The sequence below is a fragment of the Streptomyces sp. NPDC025793 genome (assembly GCF_055558375.1).
Genome location: NZ_JBVHMR010000033.1, coordinates 48,186 through 71,347, shown reverse-complemented (window position 1 = coordinate 71,347; position 23,162 = coordinate 48,186). Strand labels below are relative to the sequence as shown.

Genomic DNA, 23,162 nt, shown 5'->3' with positions numbered 1-23,162 from the left:
CCGGCGCCGTACGCCGCGGTCAGCAGGTCGGGAGGCCGGGCACCGGGGCGTCGTTGTTCCCGCCCTCCAGGTAGACGTCGCTGACGTAGACGCCGGTGTTGCCGCTGTCGTCGTCGGTCTTCGCCCACCACACGTTCGTCCAGCGGCCGTAGGTCTCCCGGCGGCCCAGGTTCGCCTGGCAGTAGAAGTAGTCGGTGCCCGCGTTCAGGGTCCCGGCCGCGGCGCCGGAGGCCGTGTAGGACGTGGCCGTGCGCCACACGCCGCAGGTGTACTTGCCGCCGCCGGTGGACCGGCACGCTGCCGTCGGACCGGAAGTGTGGCCCGGACCGCCGGTCGGGGCCGGGCTGTGGGACGGTTTGCCCGGCGGTGCGGCCGTGGCGGAGGCGGAGGCGCGCGAGGTCGGCCCGGTGGTGTCCGGGCCGCTCGGCGTCGGGCTGGGTTCGGCGCTCTTGCTGCCGTTCGGGCGGGTGTGCCCGGGCCGGGCTGACCACTCGGTGCCGGCCCTTTGGGTGGTGGCGCTCGCGGAGCGCGAGGCGGCGGGCGCGGGCGCCGCCTTCGACGAGCCCGTGTCGCGCAGCGTGGCGACGGTGATCCCGGCCGCGGCGAGCACGACGGCGACCGCAGCGGCGGCGAGCAGGGCGCGGCCTCTGCGACGGGGTGTGCCCGGCGGGGTGTTCATGGGCCCGGTGGGGGTGCCGGGTGCGAAGGCGGGAGTCGGTCCGGTGGAGCCCTGGGTGTGGGCGGGCACCGGACTCGTCGGCGCACCGGCCGGGGGCACGGGGTTGTGGGCGGGCTGTCCGGCCGGGCCCTGCGGCATCACCGGGCCGAATCCCGGCGGCGCGGCCGGTGTGGTGGGTTCCGTGCGCTCGGGCGCGCCCGGCGGTGTCGCGCGCAGGATGGCGGTCGGCGTGTCCGGCGTCCGTGTGCCGGTCACCTCGCGCAGCGCCTCGCAGGCCTCCGCGGCGTCCGGCCGGGCGTCCGGGCGCTTGTCGAGCAGGCGCCGCAGGACCGGTGCCAGCGGTCCGGCCCGGCGGGGCTCGGGCAGCGGTTCGGTGACGATCGCGGCGAGCGTGGAGTAGGTGGAGGTGCGGCGGAACGGGGAGGCGCCCTCGACGGCCGCGAACAGCGTGGCGCCCAGGGCCCAGACGTCGGACGCCGGGCCGGGCTCGGCGCCCTGGGCGCGCTCGGGGGCCAGGTAGTCGAGGGAGCCGACGAGTTCGCCACTGCGGGTGAGGCGGGTGGCCGAGCCGTCGCCGGGGTCGTCCATGGTGGCGATGCCGAAGTCGGTGAGGACGACGCGGCCGCAGCGGTCGAGGAGGATGTTGCCGGGTTTGACGTCGCGGTGCAGGACGCCGGCGCGGTGGGCGGCGGCCAGGGCGTCCGTCACGGCGGCGCCGATGCGTGCCGCCTCGTACGGGTCGAGGGTGCCGCGCTCGCGCAGGACGTCGTCCAGGGAGGGACCCTCGATCAGTTCCATGACGATCAGCGGGCGCCCGTCCACCTCGGCCACGTCGTGCACGGCGACGACACCGGGGTGGCGGACCCGGGCGGCGGCCCGGGCCTCGCGCTGCATGCGCAGCCGCAGTTCGGACAGTTCCGGTCCGGCCGCGTCCGTGTACGTGCGCAGCTCCTTGACGGCGACCTCGCGGCCGAGGACCTCGTCCACCGCCCGCCAGACCACGCCCATGCCACCGCGCCCGAGCCGTGCGCTCACGCGATAGCGCCCGGCCAGCAGCCGGCCGGCTCCGTCCGTGTGCCCGTACCGCTCCGGTCCCTGCTCCCCCGAAGACACCGCCGCCCCGTTCCTGAAGTCGTTGCTCTGTCGCGTCCGCCCGGTCGATGCGTGGCGTCCAGCGTACGGGGCGGCGGCGGTCGACTCCCCCGGCCGGGGGTCGTGACCGGTCCGCGACGTCTACTGCGCGGAGGCGGTCAGGTCGCCGCGCCGGGGCGCGGCGAAGCCCTCCAGGTCGAGGCGGGTCAGGCCGGTGAGGCGGGCGACCTCGGCGATGTCGAGGGCGCCGCAGTCCAGGCCGCGCAGCAGGTAGCCGCTGAGGGCCTTGGCGGTGGCGGGCTCGTCCATGACGTCGCCGCCGACGTGGCCCGCGTAGCGGGCGAGGCGGCCGGCGGCCTGCTCGAAGCCCTCGCGGTAGAAGGCGAAGACGGCGGCGTAGCGGGTCGGGATGTGGCCGGGGTGCATGTCCCAGCCCTGGTAGTAGGCGCGGGACAGGGCGCGGCGGGTGAGGCCGTAGTGCAGCCGCCAGGCGTCGTGGACCTTGGCCGTCGGGCCGACGGGCAGGACGTTGGTGGAGCCGTCGCAGACGCGTACGCCGGTGCCCGCGGCGGCGACCTGCATGACCGCCTTGGCGTGGTCGGCGGCGGGGTGGTCGCTGGCCTGGTAGGCGGCGGAGACGCCGAGGCAGGCGCTGTAGTCGAAGGTGCCGTAGTGCAGACCGGTGGCGCGGCCCTCGGCGGCCTGGATCATCCGGGCGACCGTCGCGGTGCCGTCGGTGGCGAGGATGGACTGGCTGGTCTCGATCTGGATCTCGAAGCCGAGCCGCCCGGCGTCGAGGCCGTGCACCTTCTCGAAGGCCTCCAGGAGCCGGACGAACGCGCCGACCTGCTCGGGGTACGTCACCTTCGGCAGGGTGAGGACCAGGCCCTCGGGCAGGCCGCCCGCCTCGATCAGGCCGGTGAGGAAGACGTCGAGGGTGCGGATGCCCCGGTCGCGGACTGCGGCCTCCATGCACTTCATGCGGATGCCCATGTACGGCGCCGCCGTGCCGTTCTCGTACGCCTCCGCGATCAGGCGGGCCGCGCGGGCCGCGGTCGCGTCCTCCTCGGCGTCGGGGCGGGGGCCGTAGCCGTCCTCGAAGTCGACGCGCAGGTCCTCGATGGGTTCGCGCTCCAGCTTGGCGCGCACGCGCGTGTAGACCGGCTCGGCCAGTTCGTCCGCGAGGCCGAGGACGGCCGCGAAGGAGGCGGCGTCGGGGGCGTGTTCGTCGAGGGCGGCGAGGGCCCGCTCGCCCCAGGAGCGGACGGTGTCGGCGGCGAAGGCGTCGCCGGGGACGTAGACGGTGTGGACGGGCTGCCGGGTGCCGGGGTCCCCGGGGTAGAGGCGCTCCAGCTGCGCGTCGACCGGTGCGAGGGAGGCGCTGATCTCCTCGCTCACGGCGCCCGCGAGGCTCGTCGCCACCTTCTCCTGCTGACCCATCCCACACCCTCCAATTTTCCGCTGTACGGAATCAATAATCCGCAGAATGAAGTTATCCGGGCGGTTCGCGGTGGTCAACACCCTGTCCGTACGCCGGCCCACGGGAGAGGGCCGTCTTCAGGATGCACCGAGGCCCCGGTGACCGCGTCGGTCACCGGGGCCTCGGACAGCGCCTGGCCTGACTCAGCCCTTGCGGGCCTTGATCTCGTCGGTCAGCTGCGGGACGACGTCGAAGAGGTCGCCGACGACGCCGTAGTCGACCAGCTCGAAGATCGGGGCCTCGGCGTCCTTGTTGACGGCCACGATGGTCTTCGAGGTCTGCATACCGGCACGGTGCTGGATGGCGCCGGAGATGCCGTTGGCGATGTACAGCTGCGGCGAGACCGACTTGCCGGTCTGGCCGACCTGGTTGGTGTGCGGGTACCAGCCGGCGTCGACGGCGGCACGCGAGGCACCGACGGCCGCACCCAGGGAGTCGGCGAGCGCCTCGATGATCGAGAAGTTCTCGGCGCCGTTGACACCACGGCCGCCGGAGACCACGATCGCGGCCTCGGTCAGCTCCGGACGGCCCGTCGACTCACGCGGCGTGCGCGCGGTGACCTTCGTGCCGGTCGCCTTCTCCGAGAAGGTCACGGCGAGGGCCTCGACCGCACCGGCGGCCGGGGCGGCCTCCACGGCGGCCGAGTTCGGCTTGACCGTGATGACCGGGGTGCCCTTGCTGACACGGGACTTGGTGGTGAAGGACGCGGCGAACACCGACTGGGTGGCCACCGGACCCTCGTCACCGGCCTCCAGGTCGACGGCGTCGGTGATGATGCCGGATCCGATGCGCAGTGCCAGACGGGCGGCGATCTCCTTACCCTCGGCGGAGGACGGGACCAGCACCGCGGCCGGGGACACGGCCTCGTGGGCGGCCTGGAGGGCGTCGACCTTCGGCACGACCAGGTAGTCGGCGTACTCGGAAGCGTCGTGGGTGAGTACCTTCACCGCGCCGTGCTCGGCGAGGGTGGCGGCGGTGTCGGCGGCGCCGTTGCCCAGCGCGACGGCGACGGGCTCGCCGAGGCGGCGGGCCAGGGTCAGCAGCTCCAGGGTGGGCTTGCGGACGGCACCGTCCACGTGGTCGACGTAGACGAGGACTTCAGCCATGGGATTGCTCTCCTGCGTAACGAAGTTGAGGGGCGGTCAGCGGGGGCGAGCCCTTAGATGAACTTCTGGCTCGCGAGGAACTCAGCGAGCTGCTTGCCGCCCTCGCCCTCGTCCTTGACGATGGTGCCGGCCGTGCGCGCCGGGCGCTCGTTCGCGGCCTCGACCGTGGTGAACGCGCCCTCCAGGCCCACCTCTTCGGCCTCGATGTCGAGGTCCGACAGGTCCCAGGACTCCACCGGCTTCTTCTTCGCCGCCATGATGCCCTTGAAGGACGGGTAACGCGCCTCGCCGGACTGGTCCGTCACGGACACGACCGCCGGGAGGGACGCCTCCAGCTGCTCGCTCGCCGCGTCGCCGTCACGACGGCCCTTCACGATGCCGTCCTCGACGGAGACCTCGGAGAGCAGGGTGACCTGCGGGACACCGAGACGCTCGGCGACCAGCGCCGGCACGACACCCATGGTGCCGTCGGTGGAGGCCATGCCGGAGACGACCAGGTCGAAGCCGGCCTTCTCGATCGCCTTGGCCAGCACCAGGGAGGTGCCGATGGCGTCGGTGCCGTGCAGGTCGTCGTCCTCGACGTGGATGGCCTTGTCGGCACCCATCGACAGGGCCTTGCGCAGCGCGTCCTTGGCGTCCTCCGGGCCGATCGTGAGAACGGTGACCTCGACGTCGTCGTCGGAGTCCTCCGAGATCTTCAGGGCCTGCTCGACCGCGTACTCGTCCAGCTCGGAGAGCAGACCGTCCACGTCGTCGCGGTCGACGGTCAGGTCATCGGCGAAGTGCCGGTCGCCAGTGGCGTCGGGCACGTACTTCACAGTGACAACGATCCTCAAGCTCACGCCGGCTCTCCTACTGCATCGACATTTCCGGGCTGCCTCTTGCAGGCAGCATAGGCGCCTCAAGCGGCCGATCCCGGTCGGGGCAGCCGCGCGCTCCGACCGAAATATTACTCGTCAGTACACCCAGTTCGTGCCCGCTAAGCAAGCGCTTTGAACTGTGACCTTCGCAACGCAGCGTAATCGGAATCCGACCGGCCCGCAGAAGACGGCGGCGTGATCAATCCCGCAGACCGTTGAAGCGCCCCTGGTGGTACAGGAGCGGGCGCCCGGTGCCCGAGGGGTCGCCCAGCACGACCTCGGCGAGCACGATGCGGTGATCACCGGCCGGGACACGGCCGACGATCCGGCAGACCAGCCAGGCGAGCACGCTGTCGAGCACCGGTACGCCTTCCGGGCCCTCGCGCCAGGCCGTGGGCGCGCCGAACCGGTCGGCACCGCTGCGGGCGAAGGTGCCGGCCAGCTCGCCCTGGTGCTCGCCGAGTATGTGCACGCCGACGTGGTCCGTCTCGGCGATCGCGGGCCAGCTGGAGGCGCCCGTGCCGATACCGAAGGAGATCAGCGGAGGGTCGGCGGAGACCGAGGTGAGGGAGGTGGCGGTGAAGCCGACCGGGCCGGTGGCGCCGCGCGCCGTGATCACCGCGACACCGGCGGCGTGCCGGCGGAACGTCGAGCGGAGCAGGTCGGGGGAGGCGAGCCGGGGGGTGCCGAGTTCGGGCGAGGCCGTCATGGAAGGGTCCTTCTGCCGAGGGGGACGAGCCGATGCGTAGCTGCTCAACAGCCCGGACAGCGCGCGCTCGCGGTGCGGGCGAGGTCGATGTGGGCCCGCCCGAAGAGAAGGAGTTCGATCGGCATACGGTCAGGCTGACGATAGGTGGCGCGCGCAGTCAAGTGCGTTCCGGTGGCCGGAAGATGGTGCGCCGCCCGTGGAGACACCCTCACACCGCCTCCCCGAGGGCCGCGATGACGTCGGCCTTGCGCGGCTGTCCGGCGGCGCGGCGCACCACCCGGCCGTCCGCGTCGAGGACGAGCACGGTGGGCGTCCTGAGGATCTCCAACTCGCGTACGAGACCCAGGTGGGCCTCGGCGTCGATCTCGACGTGCGCCACGCCGGGGACCAGCGCGGCCACCTCACCGAGCACGCGCCGGGTGGCCCGGCAGGGCGCGCAGAAGGCGCTGGAGAACTGGACGAGGGTGGCCCGCTCCCCCAGTTCGGCGCCCAGTTCGGCAGCCGCCAGCCGCACGCCGTCGTCTCCGCACCGCACGCCGTCTCCTCCGCACCGCATGACATCACTTCCTGGTCGACACTTGTGGTCGGCATCCGTGACAGCGCGGATCAGCCCGTGAAGATTCCTCCTGCATGACGGAAGGTTCGCATCGCACGTAAAGCCGATTTAAAGATCCGAGGTGGGATGTAGGCCGACGTGACGAGGATCTCGCCGCCGCAAGGCACCAGGACTGGCTACCCGTCCGTTCTTCGGGCACGATCTGCGAGACGCCGTAAACCTACGGCTGCGTAACTTTCCCGCCGGGAGCCCCTTTCCCGAGCAGAGCAGAAAGGGTCCACCCCGCACATGGCAGAGCTGGTCTACCGTCCCGTCGTCGGTTTCGCGAAGACGTTGTTCAAGGTCTGGGACCTGAAGATCGACTGCCAGGGCTCGGAGAACATCCCGCGTTCGGGCGGCGCCGTGCTGGTGAGCAATCACATCAGCTACCTCGACTTCGTCTTCAACGGCCTGGCCGCCCTGCCGCAGAAGCGCCTGGTGCGTTTCATGGCGAAGGAATCGGTCTTCCGGCACAAGGTCTCCGGTCCGCTCATGCGCGGCATGAAGCACATCCCGGTCGACCGCAAGCAGGGCGAGGCGGCCTACGCGCACGCGCTGGACTCGCTGCGCTCCGGCGAGGTCATCGGGGTCTTCCCGGAGGCCACCATCTCGGAGTCGTTCACGCTGAAGAGCTTCAAGTCGGGCGCGGCGCGCCTGGCCCAGGAAGCGGGCGTCCCGCTCGTCCCGATGGCGGTCTGGGGCACGCAGCGACTGTGGACGAAGGGGCACCCGCGCAACTTCAAGCGCAGCCATCTGCCCGTCACGATCCGCGTGGGCGAGTCGGTCGAGGCCCCGCGCGACCAGTACGCGGGCGCCATCACACGCCGCCTGCGCGAACGCGTCCAGGATCTGCTCGACGCCGCCCAGCGCACCTACCCCGGCCGCCCCAAGGACTCCGAGGACTCCTGGTGGCTCCCCTCCCACCTGGGCGGCACGGCCCCGACGATGGAGCAACTGCGCGCGGCCGAGGCGCACTGAGGCACGAGGCGCGGACCGAAGGGGCTCTGCGGAGCGGGACTTCGGCGGAGACCTCTGCGGGAGACTTCGCCAACGCGGCTTCCCCGGTACGCGGGGGGGGCGTCGGCGAGGGGCGGTTCTGCCACGCGCACCAATCACAAGGCCGCGCGACCGAGGCCTACTGCCTCACGGAACATACGGCCACGGCCGACCGACTCGGGTCAGGTGACCGAGACGCAGTAAACGCGCGCGCCCGACCGAGGGCCACCAGCCCGGTGAACGGACGACCACAACCCACCGGCCCGGCACAGGTGACCGAGTCGCACCGACCACCCACGTCCGACCGACGACCGCCGCCCGAAGTCCGTGGCCGAGGACACCGGCCCGATGCCGCACGGCCCGGGCACGCCGCCCGACGGCGCACGGTCCCGGCCCGACCCGGGGCGGGATGGCCGGCCCGGAGCAGAGACGGGGCGAGCCGGCGCCCTGACCGCCATGGCGCGGAACCAGCGGGACGTATCCCCGTACGGCCGCAGCACGCCGACGCCCGGCCGGGTGCGGTGGCGGCGCGGGCGCCCCGGGCGACCCAACGGCCGCGACGCGCCCGGCCATCCACGAGGGTTCCGCCTCACCGACCCCGCCACGCACGCCGGTGCGCCCCCCTCGCCACCTCCGCCGTGTCGTCGGGCAGACCGACCATGCGCCCAACGACCGTGGCACGTCCGGGACTCCACGGCGCCGTACAGCGGGCCGTACGCGGCCCCGGGAAACAAGGGAACAGCCGTTGGCGCCAAGGGCCGATCTCGCCGTCCAGCAGAGCGTGCAACGGCTCTGCCGAGGTTCGGCAAAGCTCGGGCGATCTGGGCGGCCAGCGGTTCTGGCGGGCGGAGATGCCCGGTGTGGAGACCGGTGGCCACGGGCCGTTGGAGGACCTGGCCCGCAACGAGGTCAACCTGACCAAGCTCGCCACGTGCCGGCCGGACATGCTGCGGGTCATCGGCTCACTGGTGACCGGGCAGGTCCGCGCGTACGACCTGCTGCGGATGTTCGGCCGCGAGGGGCGGACCACGCCCTTGGGGCAGGCGTTCGCCGGGTGCGGGCGCGTCGCCGAGGCCCTGCCCCTGCTCCGGGTCGTCGACCCGGTCGACCGACGCGGCGCGCTCGACCTACCTCGACGCCGCCGTCGACCACCTGCGGGCCCTGCCGCCCGAGGAGCGGGAGCATGACGTCCTGGACGAGGACACCGGCGAATGACGCGGCGTCAGGGCGCGTATCGGGTCGCGATCAATGGGCATCGCAGCTTCCGGGGCGGGTGCCCGTCCGGGATGCGGGGCCCGAGGGCCTCGGCGGCGCGCCCGCCTGGATGGTGTGTCAGACCTTGGCGAGCCGGTCCACGAGCAGTTCCACCCTCGGCTCGGCGTCCTCGGGCAGCAGGCGGCCCGCCCGGGTCAGGGTGGCGAGCCCGTGCAGGGACGCCCAGAACGTCTCGGTGAACAGCCCCGGGTCGATGCCGTCCCCGGCGACCTCGCCCAGACTCTCCATCAGCGCGGCGAAGGCGTCCTTCAGCGGCTCGGGGGTGTCCTCCTGCGCGTACGCCAGGCCGCCGTCGAGCTGGAAGATGGCGTCGTAGACCGCCGGGTTGCGCTCGGCGAAGTCGAGGTAGGCACGGGCCAGGGCGGCGACCCGCTCGCGCGGGCCGTCCGCGCCGGCGGTCGCGGCCCGCACCGCCACGGCCATCTCGGCGGCGCCCTCCAGGGCGACGGCGCCGATGATCTCGCGCTTGCCCCGGAAGTGGCTGTAGAGGACGGGCTGGCTGTACTCGATGCGCTCGGCGAGCCGGCGGGTGGTGACCGCGTCCCAGCCCTGCTGCTCGGCGAGTTCACGGGCCGCCGCCACGATGAGGCGCTCGCGCTCCGCCCGTTCGCGCTGCTTGCGTTCCTGTACCGACATGAACTGATCCTAGCATCGCTAGACAATCGAGCGCCAGTAGTACTAGCGTTGCCTCATCAGCTAGCAACGCTAGTTCAACGGAGGGGTCGTCATGCTCAACGCACTTGAGGTGTTCACCACCGTGGTCGTCGGTCTGATGGTGGGGGTGGAGTTCTCCGTCGCCTTCGTCATGAACCGGATCCTCGACGCGCTCCCCGAGGACAGCGGCCAGCTCGGCCACGCCCACGGCGGCCGGATGCTCGGCGTCCTGATGCCGTTCTGGTACATCGGCTCGCTCGCCCTCAGCGCGATCTGGGCCGTCACCGGATGGCACCACCACGGCGCCGGACTCGTCGTCACCGCCGCCGGCCTGCTGATCCTCAGCGTGGTCATGTCGATCCTGCTGCTCGTCCCGATCAACAACCGGAACAAGACCTGGACCCCCGGCAACCGGCCCGCCGACTGGAAGCAGCAGCTGCACCGCTGGGACCGCTACCACTACGTCCGCGTCGCCGTCATCATCGCCGCCTTCACCCTGCTGGTCGCCGCCCTCGCCTGAGCCCGCGGGCCGGCCCCGCGCCGGTGGCGCACACGACTCACCGGGCTCCACGAAGCCCCCCAAGCCGACGAAGACCCGCAAGGAGAAGAACAATGTCGCTGAAGAAGATCAACACCGTCCTGGCCGCAGCCTTCATCCTCTTCATCCTCTGGTTCGGGACGGAATTCATCCTGAGCCCGGAGACGACGGCGCCGGGCTTCGGCCTGCCGAGCCGGCCGTCCGGCGACGGCGGCGGCTTCCTGGTCGTCAAGGGAATCCGCGACGTCGTCCTGGCCCTGGTCCTGGGCGTCCTGCTGGTGACCGGCCACCGTCGGGCGCTGGGCTGGGTGCTGCTGGTGGAGGCCCTCGCCGCGTACGGCGACATGGCCACCGTGCTGACCCACCACGGCTCCGTGGCCACCGCGCTCGGCGTCCACTGCCTGACCGCGACGCTGATGGTGGTCAACGGCCTGCTGATCATGCGTGAGACCCGCAAGGTCGCGGCCGCTCCGGCAACGCCCGCCCCGCAGCCCGCCTGACGCCACCTTGGCGCGTGTCGGTATCCACCTGTCAACGCCCTTGCGATGGCCAGTAGTTGGTCGCTCCCGGGTCGGACCCGCCAGGTCTCAGAGTGCGTCGGGGAGTGTCTTCCACAGGGACGGCCGGTCCGGCGCGGCCTTCAGGGCGTCGAGGACGCGCGGATGCGGTGCGGCGTACAGCACCGGGTAGTCCGCCTCCCCGGCCGCGGGGTCGGGAATCCAGGCCAGCCGTTCGCCGTCGAGGGAGAACCGCGCGTCCACGCCCGGTTTGTTGCCGCGGGGATCCTGCCGGTGCCAGGCACCGTGGAAGCGCACGGCGACCAGACCGTGCACGGCGTGACCGCTGCCGTCGTCGTGCGCCAGGCTCTGGTAGCACAGGGCGGTCGGGATATCCTCGGCCCGCAGCAGTGCGGCCAGGGCGTGGGCCTTGGCGTAGCAGACGCCGGTGCGCAGTGCCAGGACGTCCGAGGCGCGCCAGGTGACGCGCGGGTCGCCGACGTCGGCGGAGTGCGGGATGGTGTCGCGGACGAACGCGAAGGCGGCGCGTGCATAGGCATACGAGTCCGCCACCCCTTCGGCCAGCCGGGCGGCCGTTTCCCGCACCAGGGGATGGTGATGGTCGACGGCCTCGTCGTCAGCCAAGTAGGCGGAGAGGTCAGCGGTGTCCTGGATCAGCTCCATGGGTGCAGAGCATAGGAATGCGATCACCCGAGAGTCAATCAACTTTCAGGTGACCGCATACCTATGCAACCTGCCGAGCGACGGTGCGGCTAGCGCGCCATCTCCTCCTTGAGCGCCGCCACGAAGGTGTCGACATCCTCCTCCGTGGTGTCGAAGGAGCACATCCAGCGCACCACTCCGGCACCCTCGTCCCAGAAGTAGAACCGGAACCGCTGCTGCAGCCGCTCGCTCACGTCGTGCGGAAGCTTCGCGAAGACGCCGTTGGCCTGGACCGGGTAGAGGATCTCCACGCCGTGCACCGCGCGCACCCCTTCGGCGAGGCGCTGGGCCATCTCGTTGGAGTGCCGGGCGTTGCGCAGCCACAGGTCCTTCGCCAGCAGCGCCTCCAACTGGACCGACACGAAGCGCATCTTGGAGGCGAGCTGCATCGACAACTTCCGCAGGTGCTTCATCTGCCGCACCGCGTCCTGGTTGATGACGACGACGGCCTCGCCGAAGACGGCGCCGTTCTTCGTCCCGCCGAGCGAGAGGATGTCGACGCCGACCGCGTTGGTGAACGTCCGCATGGGCACGTCGAGCGAGGCGGCCGCGTTGGCTATGCGGGAGCCGTCCAGGTGCACCTTCATGCCGCGCGCGTGGGCGTGCTCGCAGATCGCCCGGATCTCCTCGGGCGTGTAGAGCGTGCCCAGCTCCGTGCTCTGGGTGATCGAGACGACCTGTGGCATCGCACGGTGCTCGTCCTCCCAGCCCCAGGCCTGCCGGTCGATCAGTTCGGGGGTGAGCTTGCCGTCGGGCGTGGGTACGGTGAGCAGCTTCAGGCCGCCCATGCGCTCGGGGGCGCCGCCCTCGTCGACGTTGATGTGCGCGCTCTCGGCGCAGATCACCGCGCCCCAGCGGTCGGTGACCGCCTGGAGCGCGACGACGTTCGCGCCGGTGCCGTTGAAGACCGGGAAGGCCTCGGCCGTGGATCCGAAGTGGCCGCGGACGATCCGCTGCAGGTTCTCGGTGTACTCGTCCTCGCCGTACGCCACCTGATGGCCGCCGTTGGCCAGGGCCAGGGCGGCCAGCACCTCGGGGTGGGCTCCGGCGTAGTTGTCACTGGCGAAACCGCGGACCTGCGGGTCGTGGTGGCGACGCGCGTCGGTCTTGGGTGGGTTCACGGCTTCTCGGTCAGCCACAGACGGTTTCCGTTCACTTCGGCGGCGGACTTGCTCCAGACGCCCTCGACGGCCTCGGCGAGGTCCCTGACGTCCGTGAAGCCCGCGAACTTCGCGTTGGGGCGTTCCGCGCGCATCGCGTCGTGCACCAACGCCTTCACCACCAGGATGGCAGCCGCCGAACGCGGACCCTCCTCACCCCCGGCCTTGCGGAAACCGTCCGCCATGGCGAGCGTCCAGGCCTCGGCGGCGGCCTTGGCCGCGGAGTACGCCGCGTTGCCCGCCGTGGGCTTCGAGGCGCCGGCGGCGCTGATCAGCAGGTAGCGGCCGCGCTCGCTGCGCTGGAGGGCGTCGTAGAAGGCCAGGGAGGTGTGCTGGACGGTGCGGATCAGCAGCTTCTCCAGCAGGTCCCAGTCCGCGAGATCGGTCTCGGCGAAGTTCGCGCTGCCGCGCCAGCCGCCCACGAGGTGGACCAGGCCGTCGACGCGGCCGTGGTCCTTCTCGATGCGCGCCGCCCAGTCGCGGGTCGAGTCGAGGTCGAGCAGGTCGACCGTCTCGCCGGTGACCGTGGCGCCGCCGTTCGCGTAGCGGGCCGCGTCCACGGCCTCCGCCAGGCGCTCGGGGTTGTTGTCGGCGCCCACGACGACGGCGCCGGCCTCGGCGAGCCGGACCAGCGTCGCGTGCCCGGCGGGTCCGCCCGCGCCCGCCACCGCGATCACCGTTCCCTTGAGAGACCCGTTGTTCCCCACGTTCTTCCCCTCTTGAACAACTCGAACAGCTTGAACAGTGGTCCGGTCGCGGTCGCTCACGCGGCGGTCCGCCAGGCGCCGTCCGCCGTGATGCCCTTGGTGGAGGCGATCACGTTCTTCAGCTTCTTGGACAGGGCTTCATAGAACATGCTCAGCGGAAACTCGTCCGGAAGCACGTCGTCCACGAGTTTGCGCGGCGGCTGGGTGAGGTCCAGGGCGTCCGGGCCCTTGGCCCACTTGGAACCGGGGTGCGGGGCCAGATAGGTGGCGACCAGCTCGTATCCGGCGAACCAGTGCACCAGCTTCGGGCGGTCGATGCCGTCCTTGTACAGCTTCTCGATCTCGGCGCACAGCTGGTTGGTGACCTGCGGGGCCCGCTCCCAGTCGATGGAGAGCTTGTTGTCGGTCCAGCGGACGACGTCGTGCTTGTGCAGGTAGGCGAAGAGCAGCTGGCCGCCGAGGCCGTCGTAGTTGCGGATGCGGTCGCCGGTGACGGGGAAGCGGAACATCCGGTCGAAGAGCACCGCGTACTGCACGTCACGGGCCTGCGGGACGCCGTCCGCCTGGAGCTTCACGGCCTCCTTGAAGGCGGTGAGGTCGCAGCGCAGCTCCTCCAGGCCGTACATCCAGAACGGCTGGCGCTGCTTGATCATGAACGGGTCGAACGGCAGGTCGCCGTGGCTGTGGGTGCGGTCGTGGACCATGTCCCAGAGCACGAAGGCCTCTTCGCAGCGCTTCTGGTCGTGGACCATCGCGGCGATGTCCTCGGGCAGCTGAAGGCCCAGGAGGTCGACGGCCGCGTCGGTGACCCGGCGGAAGCGGGCGGCCTCGCGGTCGCAGAAGATGCCACCCCAGGAGAAACGTTCCGGCGCCTCGCGTACGGCGATGGTCTCCGGGAAGAGGACGGCCGAGTTGGTGTCGTAGCCGGAGGTGAAGTCCTCGAAGGTGATGCCGCAGAACAGCGGGTTGTCGTAGCGGGTGCGCTCCAGCTCGGCCAGCCAGTCCGGCCAGACCATGCGCAGCACGACCGCCTCCAGGTTGCGGTCGAGGTTGCCGTTCTGCGTGTACATCGGGAAGACGACCAGGTGCTGGAGGCCGTCCGCGCGGTCGGCGGCCGGCTGGAAGGCCAGCAGGGAGTCCAGGAAGTCCGGCACCGCGAAGCCCCCCTCGACCCAGCGGCCCAGGTCGCGCACGAGCGCCTCGTGGTAGGCCTTGTCGTGCGGGAGCAGCGGGGAGAGCTGCTCGACCGCGTCCACGACACGCCGTACGGCCGCCCGGGCGTCCTCCCCGGCCGGGGCACCCTCGGCGTCGAAGTCGATCGACCCGTCCTTGGACTGCCATGGCCGGATCCGCTCCACGGCATCCTTGAGCACCGGCCAGGCCGGGTGCTCAATCACCCTGGTCGACGAAGGAATCTGTTCCTTCATAGCCGACTGCACAAGAATTTCCGTCATGACCCATCCTTCACGGGAGAACCTCGCGTAAGGACACCGTATGCATACCCGGTTTCCGCCATCAAGAGGCATCTCGGGAAATTTTCCCGCTACATGGCTTGGTCACCGATGATTTTCCTGTGCTAAACCGTGACGGCGCTCACTTCCGTCGCGTGCAGCGCGCCCGGGCAGGGTGTCGCTCCAGCCGGTCAAGGACGCGGAGACTCGCCCACGCGCGGGTGACGGTGGGGGCGCATACCGGCCAGTTGAGGCGCGCGGCACGCACCCGTACGGCGTGCACGTGCGGGTTCATCGCGGGCCCCGGCGATTAGGCTGCGAGCCTGCCCGCGCGGACGACGGCGTCCGTTCGTCCGTCCCGCGCGCGCCGAGCCGCCGTCGACGGAAGCGAGTCGAACCTTGAACTTCCTTACCATCGGTCACCGCGGGGTCATGGGTGTCGAGCCCGAGAACACCCTTCGCTCCTTCGTCGCCGCGCAGGACGCCGGCCTCGATCTCATCGAACTCGATCTGCATCTGAGCAAGGACGGCGCTCTGGTCGTCATGCACGACGCCGAGGTCGACCGTACGACCGACGGCACCGGGCCGATCGCCGAGAAGACCCTGGAGGAGCTGCGCGACCTGGACGCGGGCCGCGGGGAGCGGGTGCCGGTGTTCGAGGAGGTGCTGGACACGGTGCGCAGCCCGATCCAGGCGGAGATCAAGGACGTGGCGGCGGCCAGGGCGCTGGCCGAGGTGATGCACGAACGGGACCTGGTCGGGCGGGTCGAGGTGTCCTCGTTCCACGACGCGGCGGTCGCCGAGATCGCCCGGCTGGTGCCGGGGGTGCGCACGGCACTGATCGCCGAACGCTACGGCACCGACGTGGTGGAGCGGGCCGTGGCCGTCGGTGCCCCGACCCTCTGTCTCGACATCCGCCGGATCACCCTGGAGATCGTCGAGCACGCGCGCGAGGCCGACCTGCGGATCATCGGCTGGGTGGTCAACACGCACGACCATCTGCGCCTCGTCCGCGCCCTGCAGCTGGACGGCGCGACGACCGACTTCCCGGAGATCAAGCGCGCCGCACGTTTCACCGCGTGATCGCGCGCGTGAGGGTCACACCAGCGGCTTGACCAGCAGCTCGAACTGGAGGTCGGCGCGCTGCGGGATGCCGAAGCGCTCCTCGCCGTACGGGAAGGGGCTCATCTGTCCCGTACGGCGGTAGCCGCGGCGCTCGTACCAGGCGATCAGGTCGTCGCGCACGGAGATCACCCTCATGCGCATCTCACCGACACCCCACGCCTCGCGGGCCCGGCGCTCGGCCTCGGCCATGACCACCTTGCCGAGACCCGCGCCCTGCATGGTCGGACTGACGGCGAACATGCCGAAGTAGGCGTGGTCACCGCGGTGTTCGAGCTGGCAGCAGGCGACGATACGGCCGTCCCGCTCCACCGCGAGCAGCCGGCTGTCGGGCGACTTGATCACGTCGAGCACACCCTCGGGATCGGTGCGCTGCCCCTCCAGGATGTCCGCCTCGGTGGTCCACCCCGCCCGGCTGGCGTCGCCGCGGTACGCCGACTCGATCAGGGCGACCAGCGCGTCGACGTCGGCGTCCGTGGCATCGCGGAAGGTGACGGAGGTGGCGCTGGTGTCCATGGGCGGCCTTTCGATCTCGGGCGTGGCTGAGCCAGGGTCGAGGGTAACCCTGCCAGTAGGCTCCGCCGGCATGGTGCATGTACTCAGCAGCCGGACGCTGCTCACCCCCACCGACCCCGAGCGCTCCCGTGTCTTCTACGGCGAGCGGCTGGGGCTGTGCGTCTATCGCGAGTTCGGTACCGGACCCGAGCGCGGCACGGTCTACTTCCTCGGCGGCGGCTTCCTGGAGGTCTCCGGCCGCTCCGAGACCCCGCCGTCGCCCGCCGTCCGGCTGTGGCTCCAGGTCGACGACGTGACGGCGGCGCACGAGGAGCTTCGCGCGAAGGGCGTCGCCGTCGTCCGGCCGCCGGTGAAGGAGCCGTGGGGCCTGATCGAGATGTGGATCGCCGATCCGGACGACACCCGCATCGCCTTGGTGGAGGTCCCGGCGGAACATCCGATGCGGTACCGACCGGGTATCTGATCCGGGGACGGCCGGTGGCGGTGCCACGGGGGCCGAGGGGGTGTGCGGTGCCGGGCTGACGCGGTGCCGGTACGGGGCTCGCGTGCGGCTGCGTCGGCGGGCGCGCCGTGCGTCAGGCCGCCCGGCCGAGGGCTCTCGGGTCCGGCACCGCACGCTGCCTCCCGGTCCGTGGGGCAGCGTGGCCGCCGGCCGGGTGCGGCCGTGTTCTCGAAGACGGGTCTGCGGGCGTGGGGCCCGGGCTCTTGGGCGAGGCGGTGGGGGTGACCGGGTCGGTCCGGCCCCGCGCAGGGCCTCCCGAGCGGTGGAGCGGCGAGGCGCCCGGCGGAGCGTGGCCGTGCTCCCGAAGACGGTCCGGCGGGCGTGGGCTCGGGCTCGCGGGCAGGGCGGTGGGGGTGGGCGGGGGCGGGGGCGTCCCGGATGGCCGGGCCTGTGGGGTGGGGTTAGCGTGCCGGGAGAGGGCTCCGCGGGGTGCGCCGGGCCCGTCCGCCCATCCGCTCGTCCGGAAGGTACCGCGATGGAGTTCGACAAGCCCGTGACCGGCGGCCCGTGCTGGACCGAGCTGGCGACCATCGATCTGGAGGGAGCCAAGCGGTTCTACGCCGAGCTGTTCGGGTGGCGTCCCGAGACGGACCCGCGGCCGGAGGCGGGCGGGTACACGGTGGCCCACCTGGGCGACGCGCCCGTCGCCGCGCTCACCCCGCTCTACCAGGAGTCCCAGCCGGTGGCCTGGAACGTCTCCTTCTCCGTGCCGGACGCGGACGCGGCGGTGCGGCGTGTGGAGGAGGCCGGCGGGGCGGTGGTCGTCGGTCCGATGGACGTGTTCGACGTGGGCCGGTTCGCGGTGGCCCTCGACCCGACGGGCGCGGCCTTCCAGTTGTGGCAGGCCCGGACGTTCCGGGGCGCCGGGCTGTTCAACGCGCCCGGCACACTCGGCTGGGTGGAGCTGGCCACCCGGGACACCCGCCGCGCCCGGGAGTTCTACACCACGGTGTTCGACTGGAGCGCCCAGTCCTCCGAGTGGTACACGGAGTGGGCCCTCGACGGCGCGGAGTTCGGCGGCATGGCCGACATGACCGACCGGTTCCCGCCCGACGTGCCGGCGCACTGGATGCCGTACTTCGCGGTGGCCGACGTGGACGCGACCGCCGAGGTCGCGGACCTGGCGGGCGGTGCCGTCGTCATGCCTCCCGCGACCGTGCCGGACGGCCCGCGCATCGCGGTGCTGCGGGATCCGCAGGGCGCGGCCTTCGGGGTGCACCTGATGGACCCGGAGGGCTGAGGAGCGGGCGATCCCGCCACGCACCAGGAAAGGACGGCGGCGCCCGCATCGCGCCCTGCCCACTCTCCCCACTCTCGGCTTCACTCAAGCGGGCCCCTGCGGGCGGGAACTCCATCGGCACCTCGAACTGCTTGCCGGGCGGCGGGACTTCTTCGTCCCGGCGGGCAAGTGCACCGGCGGCACCCGCGACGGGGACCCCGACTTCGCGGGCGATCACCGGAAGAACCTCGTGCAGTCGGTCGAGGGGCGTGTCGGGCCGGCGCGCGTGGGAGATCGTTCGGGCCAACACCCTTGCGGAGCTGCGAAGATCACCGAGCAGGGCGGATGGAATCCCGCACAGGTGGCGCCGGCCCGGATGCTGGGGCGGCCCGGCAACGTCGTCCCGATCGTCACGGCCACGAAGACGGCCCAGCTCGCCGACGACCTGGCGAGCGCCGAGGTCCGGCTGGACGAGGTGCGCGCGATCCCGCTCGGCCTCCCGCACGAGCCGACCGTCACGCGGAATACGGCGACCGCCGACGGTCCACGACGTCCTCTGACCCGGCCTCCCTAGGCCCGTCGTCACATTCCCGTCGTCCGCCCGAAGGGCGGGCCGCGCGGCGTCCGGTGCGTGCAGCCGCACGGCGGAGGAGGGAGTCGACGCGTGGGGGGAGTCGGCGACCGACGGCAACGCGGCTGGGGGTGCCCCCTCCGGGGGAGCGCGTGCCAGACGCCGCACGGCAGGCGGGAATGTGACGACAGGCCCTAGGCGCGCAGCGCCCCCATCCGGCCCTCCAGGCGGCCGAGCAACTCCCCCAGCAGACCGGCGAGTTCACCTTGCCCCTCGGGGGCGAGGACCGACAGTACGGCGGTCTCGTAGGCGAGTTGCTCGGGAAGGATGCCGTCGACGAGGTCACGGCCGGTGTCGGTGAGCCGGAGGTGGGCGACGCGGCGGTCACGGGAGTCGCCGCGCCGCTCGACCAGCCCGCGCTCGGTCAGCTGCTTGAGCCGCTTGGTGACGGCGGCCCCGGAGGAGAAGGTCTCGCGGGCCAGCTCGCCCGGGGTCAGCTCGTGGCCGGTGCGGCGCAGCGCGCCGAGCAGATCGAACTCCGGGCGGCTGAGACCGGCCCGGCGCAGGGGCGCGTCCTCGGCCTGCTGGAGCAGGGCGGCACAGCGGTTGATCCGGCCGATGACCTCCATGGGCCCGGTGTCCAGCTCGGGGTGCACGGCCCGCCACTGCCGGACCACGGCGGCGACGGTGTCACCGGGCGAGGCCTCGGAACCGGGGCCCGGGTCGGTTCCGGTGGCCGTACCCGTACGGGCGGCCTTCCCGGTCCCGCTCCCGGTCTCGCCCACGACGTCGGCGCCGGGACTCGTGCCGGAGCCCGTGTCGGTCCGCTCCACGCCCCGGCTCGGTCTCGCCTCCGCCCCGGCCCCCGTGCCCGCCTCCGCCCCGGTCGTGTCGTCCGCGGGTGCCGGTCCGCCGTTGCTCGCCGTCATGGCCGTATGTCCTCCGTCGCCCGGCCCGGGTCCCGCCTCCGGCCCCGGGCCTGCTCCTCGTCCTGCCCCGGCACGTACCCCTGGCGTCGTACCGTCGCCGCGAGCGTACGGTGTCCGGACTGCTCGGCGAGCACGACCCGCTCCTCGGGCAGGGCGCGCTGCCACCATTCGCCGAAGGCGGCGTCGGCTGTGGCGCGCAGGTCGGCGAGGGCGGCGGCGAGGGCACGGCGGGCGGACTCCAGGGCACGGGGCGCCGGGTGCGGCTCGGCCAGCAGTCGGGCGGCGTGCTCGCGGGCGCGTTCGGTCGTGCTCAGGGCGTGTCCGAGGCGGTCGCCCGCGCGCCGGTTGGTGACGGCGACGGCCGCGCCGAAGCCGACCAGCGCGCCGACGAGGGTGTCCACGACCCGCTCGGTCATCAGCCGCCCAGGGTCCTGGCTGCGGGCGAACTCGGTGATGAGCAGCGCCATCGGGGTCACACAGACGCTGCCGAGCCAGTAGTTGCGGCCCATCAGCGCCTCGGCGCCGAAGCTGAGGGCGAGGCAGCACAGGACCAGGGCGGCCGGGTGGAGATGGGCGAGCGGGGCGAGGACCGCGAAGGCGAGCACGCCGACGAGGTTGCCGACGACGCGCTGGACGGCCCGGTGCCAGGTGAGGGTGACGTTCGCCTGGTAGAGGGAGGCCGCCGTGACCAGGGCCCAGTAGGGGCGGCCGACGCCGAGCGCGAGGGCGGCGTAGCCGGCGAGGGCGCAGCCGAGCGCGGTGCGCGCGGCGATCGGCGCGAGCGGGGCGAGGCGGTGCCGCAACGACCGTGGCCGCAGGGCGAGTTCGGTGTCCACGCCGAGGAGTTCGTCGGGGGACTCACGGGGCGGTGCCACCCGCGGTATCCGGCCCGTGCCGCGCAGCTCCCGGGCCCAGGCGCGCAGGCGGGCGGGGTCGCTGTCGGCGGGGGCGGCGAGGGCGACCTCGGCGCGCACCACGAGCTGTTCGAGGGCGCGGCGGGCCCGGTCGGGGCGTGCGGCGAGCAGCGACTGCCAGGCGGCGTGGATCGCGGCGGCGCTCGCGGCACGGGCCTTGGCGTGTCCGTCGCCGGTGCGGTCCGTGGCGGCGTACGCGGCGGTGGCGTTCAGGGCCTGGGCGGTGGCGCGCCGTTCGGGGCCGTGCGGGCGCAGCAGCCCGGGGGCCATGCCGACCAGCCAGGCCCAGGCGCCCGCCGCCAGGGCCAGTCCGACGTGCCCGGGGACCTGGCCGAGGGTCTGCGGTGCGAACAGCGAGGCGGAGCTGATGAAGGCGAGGACCACGTTGGCGGGCGGTCCGAGCCGGGTCGCGTCGCACACGGTCTTCTGCACGGCCGCCATGACGGCGCCGACGGTGACCAGGACGACGGCGTTCGTGGTGAGCGACGCCGCGAGCAGCGCGACGGCGAGGCCGCCGACCATGCCGGCCACCACCCAGGCGAGGACGCGGGCGCGGGCGGTGTAGGGCCGGTTGTGGCCGTAGAGCGCGCACAGGGATCCGGCCATCGTGTACATGGCGAGGTCGAGGCGGCCCAGCGCCAGCAGGATCAGGTTGGGCGGGGCGATGGCGGCGACCGCGCTCAGCGCGGGCTTGAACCAGATGTCGGAGGGCCGCCCGAGGCGGAGCACTCCGGAGAAGGGAAGTCGGCGAAAGGGCGCACTGCTCATACCCATGAATTTAGCATGTGTTTTACTCGTAAAGCATTTGCCGCCCGTCCCCGCTCACCTGCTGTGCTCCGTCGAATGCTCCCCGTGTACACCCTTGCGCTCGCGTGCGCCCCGTTCGGCCCGGGCATCGCATCCCTCGACCGAGCATCGAGCGGGGAGGTGCGCGTGCACGGACCGTTGACGGCTGCCTGGCTGCTGGTCGCGCTGTGCGCGGCGACCGGGGTCTACTGCCTGCTGCGGATGCGCAGCGGGGTCGAGGAGCAGCGCCGCTCCGCGGGCGGCGAGGCGCTGATGGGCTTCGGCATGGCCGTGATGGCCGTACCGGCGGCCGCCTTCACCCCGCCGCGGTGGGCGTGGCCCGCGTACGCGGCGGTGTTCGGGGCGGCGGCCCTGCGCGCACTGTGGGCCGCCCGCACGGCGCCGCACCATCTGCACCATCTGGTGGGCACGTCCGCGATGGTCTACATGGCGGCGGCGATGGCCGTGGCCCCGCCCGCCGCCCACCATGCGCACGGCGGCTCGGGCGTACCGGTGCTGACCGGCGCGCTCCTCGTCTACTTCACGGGGTACGTGCTCCTCACCGGCTCCCGCCTGGTGCCGGCCACGGTCGCCACGGCCGGACCGCGATCCGGACCGGCGCGCTGGGGAGACCGCCCGGAACTGGCCCGGGCCTGCCGGTTGTCGATGGGGATCGGGATGGTGGCCATGCTGCTCACGATGTGAGCGAGCGCCCGAGGGCCCAAGGACCCGAGGACGCACCCCACAGGAGCGTTGCCTACGTCACTTCGGCGTCACGGGCCGTACGGTGAGCGGCCTCGCGCTCATAGGGTGCTGCCCATGATGGTCCCCGTGGCACTGCTGCTGCTCGGCGCCGTGACCGCCATTGCCGCTCCCCGGCTGCTCGCCCGGGCCGACTGGGCGGACCGCGAACCGGTCGTCGCCCTGTGGGTGTGGCAGTGCGTCGTGGTGGCCGTCCTGCTGTGCTGCGCGCTCTCGATGACACTCAGCGCGGCCGCGGCCTGGGCGGCGGTGCGCGGGAACGTGTTCGCCCCGGCGCCGCGCGCGGTCGTGGACGCCTACGCGCTCGGCGCCGCCGGACCGTGGGCCGCGACCACCGCCGTGCTGCTCGCCTCCGGGGGCCTGTGGAGCCTCGCGATGCTGGTGCGCGAGGTCGTACGGTCCCGGACGCGCCGGCGGGCACGGCGGACCGAACTCCTCGTGCGCGCACCGCTGTTGCCCGGCGAGGAGGCGGTGAGCGGACGGCTGGTGGTGCTGGAGGGCGACCGTCCCGACGCCTGGTGGCTGTCCGGTGCCGCGCCCCAGCTCGTCATCACCACGGCCACGCTGCGCCGCCTGAAGGGGCGTCAGCTGGACGCGCTGCTCGCGCACGAGCAGGGTCACGCACAGGCCCGGCACGACTGGCTGCTGCACAGTTCGGCCGCGCTGGCGGGCGGGTTCCCGCAGGTACCGGTGTTCGCCGCGTTCCGCGACGAGATGCACCGGCTGGTCGAGCTGGCCGCCGACGACATGGCCTCCCGGCGCTTCGGCCGGCTGACGACCGCGCTGGCCCTGGTCGAACTGAACGAGGAGCGGGGCGTGTTCGGCCCCTCCCCCACTCCGCAGGCCCATGTCCCACAGCGCGTACACCGCCTGCTCGCCGCCCCGGACCGGCTCCCCGCCCTGCACCGGCTCCGCCTGACGGCGCTGGCCGCGCTGGTGCCGGTGATCCCGGTGCTGGTGGCCCTCGTACCGGGGCTGCGGGCACTGGGCTGAGCCGCCACGGAGCCGCCGAGGCGCTGTCGGGGAGCCGTCGGCGAGCCGCCGGGGTGCCGGCCACGGCCCCCGCCGACCGGCCTCGTCCCGCCCCACTGGGACCCGCTCACGATGCGCCTGGTGTGCGCGGCCACGCTCGTACAGCGGTCGGCGAAGGCGGCCTCGGCGTCGGAGCACCCCGGGTACGGCTGGGCGTGCGCCGGCTCTCGGACGTGCTCGGCGGCCGGCTGTTCGGGGCGTTGGTGGTGGCGTCGGCCGCGCTGGTGCACGAGCGGGTCGGGATCGGCCGGCTCAACTCACCTGGACACCGCCCCCGATAGGGTCGA

24 protein-coding genes and 1 pseudogene are annotated in these 23,162 nt (G+C 72.6%); 11 read left to right on the top strand and 14 right to left on the bottom strand.

What is annotated here, in order from left to right; translation table 11 throughout:
• Window positions 1-19: 19 nt before the first annotated feature.
• From ACZ4MF_RS37865 to ACZ4MF_RS37840, 6 genes are all read right to left on the bottom strand, one after another.
• Window positions 20-1,792: a serine/threonine-protein kinase gene (locus ACZ4MF_RS37865; RefSeq protein ID WP_467497395.1), complete on the bottom strand. Its 1,773-nt coding sequence runs from the start codon at window positions 1,790-1,792 to the stop codon at window positions 20-22.
• A gap of 120 nt (window positions 1,793-1,912) precedes the next feature.
• Complete coding sequence (locus ACZ4MF_RS37860) at window positions 1,913-3,211, bottom strand: DUF6986 family protein (protein ID WP_467497393.1); 1,299 nt, start codon at window positions 3,209-3,211, stop codon at window positions 1,913-1,915.
• 183 nt (window positions 3,212-3,394) lie between these two features.
• Window positions 3,395-4,357, bottom strand: coding sequence for an electron transfer flavoprotein subunit alpha/FixB family protein (locus ACZ4MF_RS37855; RefSeq protein ID WP_356023495.1), 963 nt, complete (start codon window positions 4,355-4,357; stop codon window positions 3,395-3,397).
• Between the two features lie 53 nt (window positions 4,358-4,410).
• Window positions 4,411-5,199, bottom strand: a complete 789-nt coding sequence (locus tag ACZ4MF_RS37850; protein ID WP_467497391.1) for an electron transfer flavoprotein subunit beta/FixA family protein — start codon at window positions 5,197-5,199, stop codon at window positions 4,411-4,413.
• 217 nt (window positions 5,200-5,416) lie between these two features.
• Window positions 5,417-5,926, bottom strand: coding sequence for a flavin reductase family protein (locus ACZ4MF_RS37845; protein ID WP_467497389.1), 510 nt, complete (start codon window positions 5,924-5,926; stop codon window positions 5,417-5,419).
• Window positions 5,927-6,134: 208 nt separating this feature from the next.
• Window positions 6,135-6,482 (bottom strand): TlpA family protein disulfide reductase, encoded by a 348-nt coding sequence (locus ACZ4MF_RS37840; RefSeq protein WP_467497387.1) that lies wholly within the window; start codon window positions 6,480-6,482, stop codon window positions 6,135-6,137.
• A 288-nt stretch (window positions 6,483-6,770) separates the two neighbouring features.
• Between ACZ4MF_RS37840 and ACZ4MF_RS37835 the strand changes: the two genes are divergently transcribed.
• Both ACZ4MF_RS37835 and ACZ4MF_RS37830 read left to right on the top strand, forming a co-directional pair.
• On the top strand, window positions 6,771-7,499 hold the full coding sequence (locus ACZ4MF_RS37835) for a lysophospholipid acyltransferase family protein (protein WP_467497385.1): 729 nt from the start codon (window positions 6,771-6,773) through the stop codon (window positions 7,497-7,499).
• Between the two features lie 836 nt (window positions 7,500-8,335).
• Window positions 8,336-8,626: pseudogene (locus ACZ4MF_RS37830) on the top strand (Tn3 family transposase); the annotation flags it as partial.
• 223 nt (window positions 8,627-8,849) lie between these two features.
• Here the strand turns inward: ACZ4MF_RS37830 and ACZ4MF_RS37825 are convergent.
• Window positions 8,850-9,428: a TetR/AcrR family transcriptional regulator gene (locus ACZ4MF_RS37825; protein ID WP_467497383.1), complete on the bottom strand. Its 579-nt coding sequence runs from the start codon at window positions 9,426-9,428 to the stop codon at window positions 8,850-8,852.
• 91 nt (window positions 9,429-9,519) lie between these two features.
• On the opposite strand from ACZ4MF_RS37825, the gene ACZ4MF_RS37820 reads away from it, so the two are divergent.
• Window positions 9,520-9,966 (top strand): anthrone oxygenase family protein, encoded by a 447-nt coding sequence (locus ACZ4MF_RS37820; RefSeq protein WP_467497382.1) that lies wholly within the window; start codon window positions 9,520-9,522, stop codon window positions 9,964-9,966.
• Window positions 9,967-10,058: 92 nt separating this feature from the next.
• Window positions 10,059-10,484 carry a DUF4267 domain-containing protein gene (locus ACZ4MF_RS37815; protein ID WP_467497380.1) on the top strand — a complete coding sequence of 142 codons (426 nt, stop codon included), beginning with the start codon at window positions 10,059-10,061 and terminating at the stop codon, window positions 10,482-10,484.
• Window positions 10,485-10,571: 87 nt separating this feature from the next.
• Here the strand turns inward: ACZ4MF_RS37815 and ACZ4MF_RS37810 are convergent, their stop codons facing one another.
• From ACZ4MF_RS37810 to ACZ4MF_RS37795, 4 genes are all read right to left on the bottom strand, one after another.
• On the bottom strand, window positions 10,572-11,165 hold the full coding sequence (locus ACZ4MF_RS37810; RefSeq protein WP_467497378.1) for a transglutaminase domain-containing protein: 594 nt from the start codon (window positions 11,163-11,165) through the stop codon (window positions 10,572-10,574).
• Between the two features lie 89 nt (window positions 11,166-11,254).
• Entirely contained in the window at window positions 11,255-12,325 is a 1,071-nt protein-coding gene (locus tag ACZ4MF_RS37805) for a threonine aldolase family protein (RefSeq protein WP_467497377.1), read from the bottom strand.
• On the bottom strand, window positions 12,322-13,071 hold the full coding sequence (locus tag ACZ4MF_RS37800) for an SDR family NAD(P)-dependent oxidoreductase (RefSeq protein ID WP_467497376.1): 750 nt from the start codon (window positions 13,069-13,071) through the stop codon (window positions 12,322-12,324). Before ACZ4MF_RS37800 ends, ACZ4MF_RS37805 begins: the two co-directional genes overlap by 4 nt.
• A 56-nt stretch (window positions 13,072-13,127) precedes the next feature.
• Window positions 13,128-14,525 (bottom strand): DUF6421 family protein, encoded by a 1,398-nt coding sequence (locus ACZ4MF_RS37795; protein ID WP_467497374.1) that lies wholly within the window; start codon window positions 14,523-14,525, stop codon window positions 13,128-13,130.
• A gap of 396 nt (window positions 14,526-14,921) precedes the next feature.
• Here ACZ4MF_RS37795 and ACZ4MF_RS37790 point away from each other — a divergent pair, with 396 nt between their 5' ends.
• The gene (locus ACZ4MF_RS37790) at window positions 14,922-15,605 is read left to right on the top strand and encodes a glycerophosphodiester phosphodiesterase (protein WP_467497372.1); all 684 of its coding nucleotides are present in this window, start codon (window positions 14,922-14,924) and stop codon (window positions 15,603-15,605) included.
• Between the two features lie 15 nt (window positions 15,606-15,620).
• Here ACZ4MF_RS37790 and ACZ4MF_RS37785 read toward each other — a convergent pair whose 3' ends face one another.
• Window positions 15,621-16,160, bottom strand: a complete 540-nt coding sequence (locus ACZ4MF_RS37785) for a GNAT family N-acetyltransferase (RefSeq protein WP_467497370.1) — start codon at window positions 16,158-16,160, stop codon at window positions 15,621-15,623.
• A gap of 70 nt (window positions 16,161-16,230) precedes the next feature.
• Here ACZ4MF_RS37785 and ACZ4MF_RS37780 point away from each other — a divergent pair, with 70 nt between their 5' ends.
• The 3 genes from ACZ4MF_RS37780 (at window position 16,231) to ACZ4MF_RS37770 (ending at window position 18,455) form a co-directional block, all read left to right on the top strand.
• On the top strand, window positions 16,231-16,623 hold the full coding sequence (locus ACZ4MF_RS37780; RefSeq protein WP_356023467.1) for a VOC family protein: 393 nt from the start codon (window positions 16,231-16,233) through the stop codon (window positions 16,621-16,623).
• Window positions 16,624-17,137: 514 nt separating this feature from the next.
• A complete protein-coding gene (locus tag ACZ4MF_RS37775) occupies window positions 17,138-17,902 on the top strand; it encodes a VOC family protein (protein ID WP_467497368.1) in 765 nt (254 codons plus the stop codon).
• A 340-nt stretch (window positions 17,903-18,242) separates the two neighbouring features.
• Complete coding sequence (locus tag ACZ4MF_RS37770) at window positions 18,243-18,455, top strand: hypothetical protein (protein ID WP_467497366.1); 213 nt, start codon at window positions 18,243-18,245, stop codon at window positions 18,453-18,455.
• Between the two features lie 191 nt (window positions 18,456-18,646).
• On the opposite strand, the gene ACZ4MF_RS37765 is transcribed toward ACZ4MF_RS37770, so the two are convergent.
• Together ACZ4MF_RS37765 and ACZ4MF_RS37760 are read right to left on the bottom strand one after the other, a co-directional pair.
• The gene (locus ACZ4MF_RS37765) at window positions 18,647-19,129 is read right to left on the bottom strand and encodes a MarR family winged helix-turn-helix transcriptional regulator (protein ID WP_467497404.1); all 483 of its coding nucleotides are present in this window, start codon (window positions 19,127-19,129) and stop codon (window positions 18,647-18,649) included.
• Between the two features lie 248 nt (window positions 19,130-19,377).
• Complete coding sequence (locus ACZ4MF_RS37760; protein ID WP_467497364.1) at window positions 19,378-21,063, bottom strand: FUSC family protein; 1,686 nt, start codon at window positions 21,061-21,063, stop codon at window positions 19,378-19,380.
• 165 nt (window positions 21,064-21,228) lie between these two features.
• Here ACZ4MF_RS37760 and ACZ4MF_RS37755 point away from each other — a divergent pair, with 165 nt between their 5' ends.
• The 3 genes from ACZ4MF_RS37755 (at window position 21,229) to ACZ4MF_RS37745 (ending at window position 23,156) form a co-directional block, all read left to right on the top strand.
• On the top strand, window positions 21,229-21,786 hold the full coding sequence (locus tag ACZ4MF_RS37755; RefSeq protein ID WP_467497362.1) for a DUF5134 domain-containing protein: 558 nt from the start codon (window positions 21,229-21,231) through the stop codon (window positions 21,784-21,786).
• A gap of 114 nt (window positions 21,787-21,900) precedes the next feature.
• Window positions 21,901-22,836: a M56 family metallopeptidase gene (locus ACZ4MF_RS37750; RefSeq protein ID WP_467497361.1), complete on the top strand. Its 936-nt coding sequence runs from the start codon at window positions 21,901-21,903 to the stop codon at window positions 22,834-22,836.
• A gap of 122 nt (window positions 22,837-22,958) precedes the next feature.
• Window positions 22,959-23,156, top strand: a complete 198-nt coding sequence (locus tag ACZ4MF_RS37745; protein ID WP_467497359.1) for a hypothetical protein — start codon at window positions 22,959-22,961, stop codon at window positions 23,154-23,156.
• The last annotated feature ends 6 nt before the right edge of the window (window positions 23,157-23,162 follow it).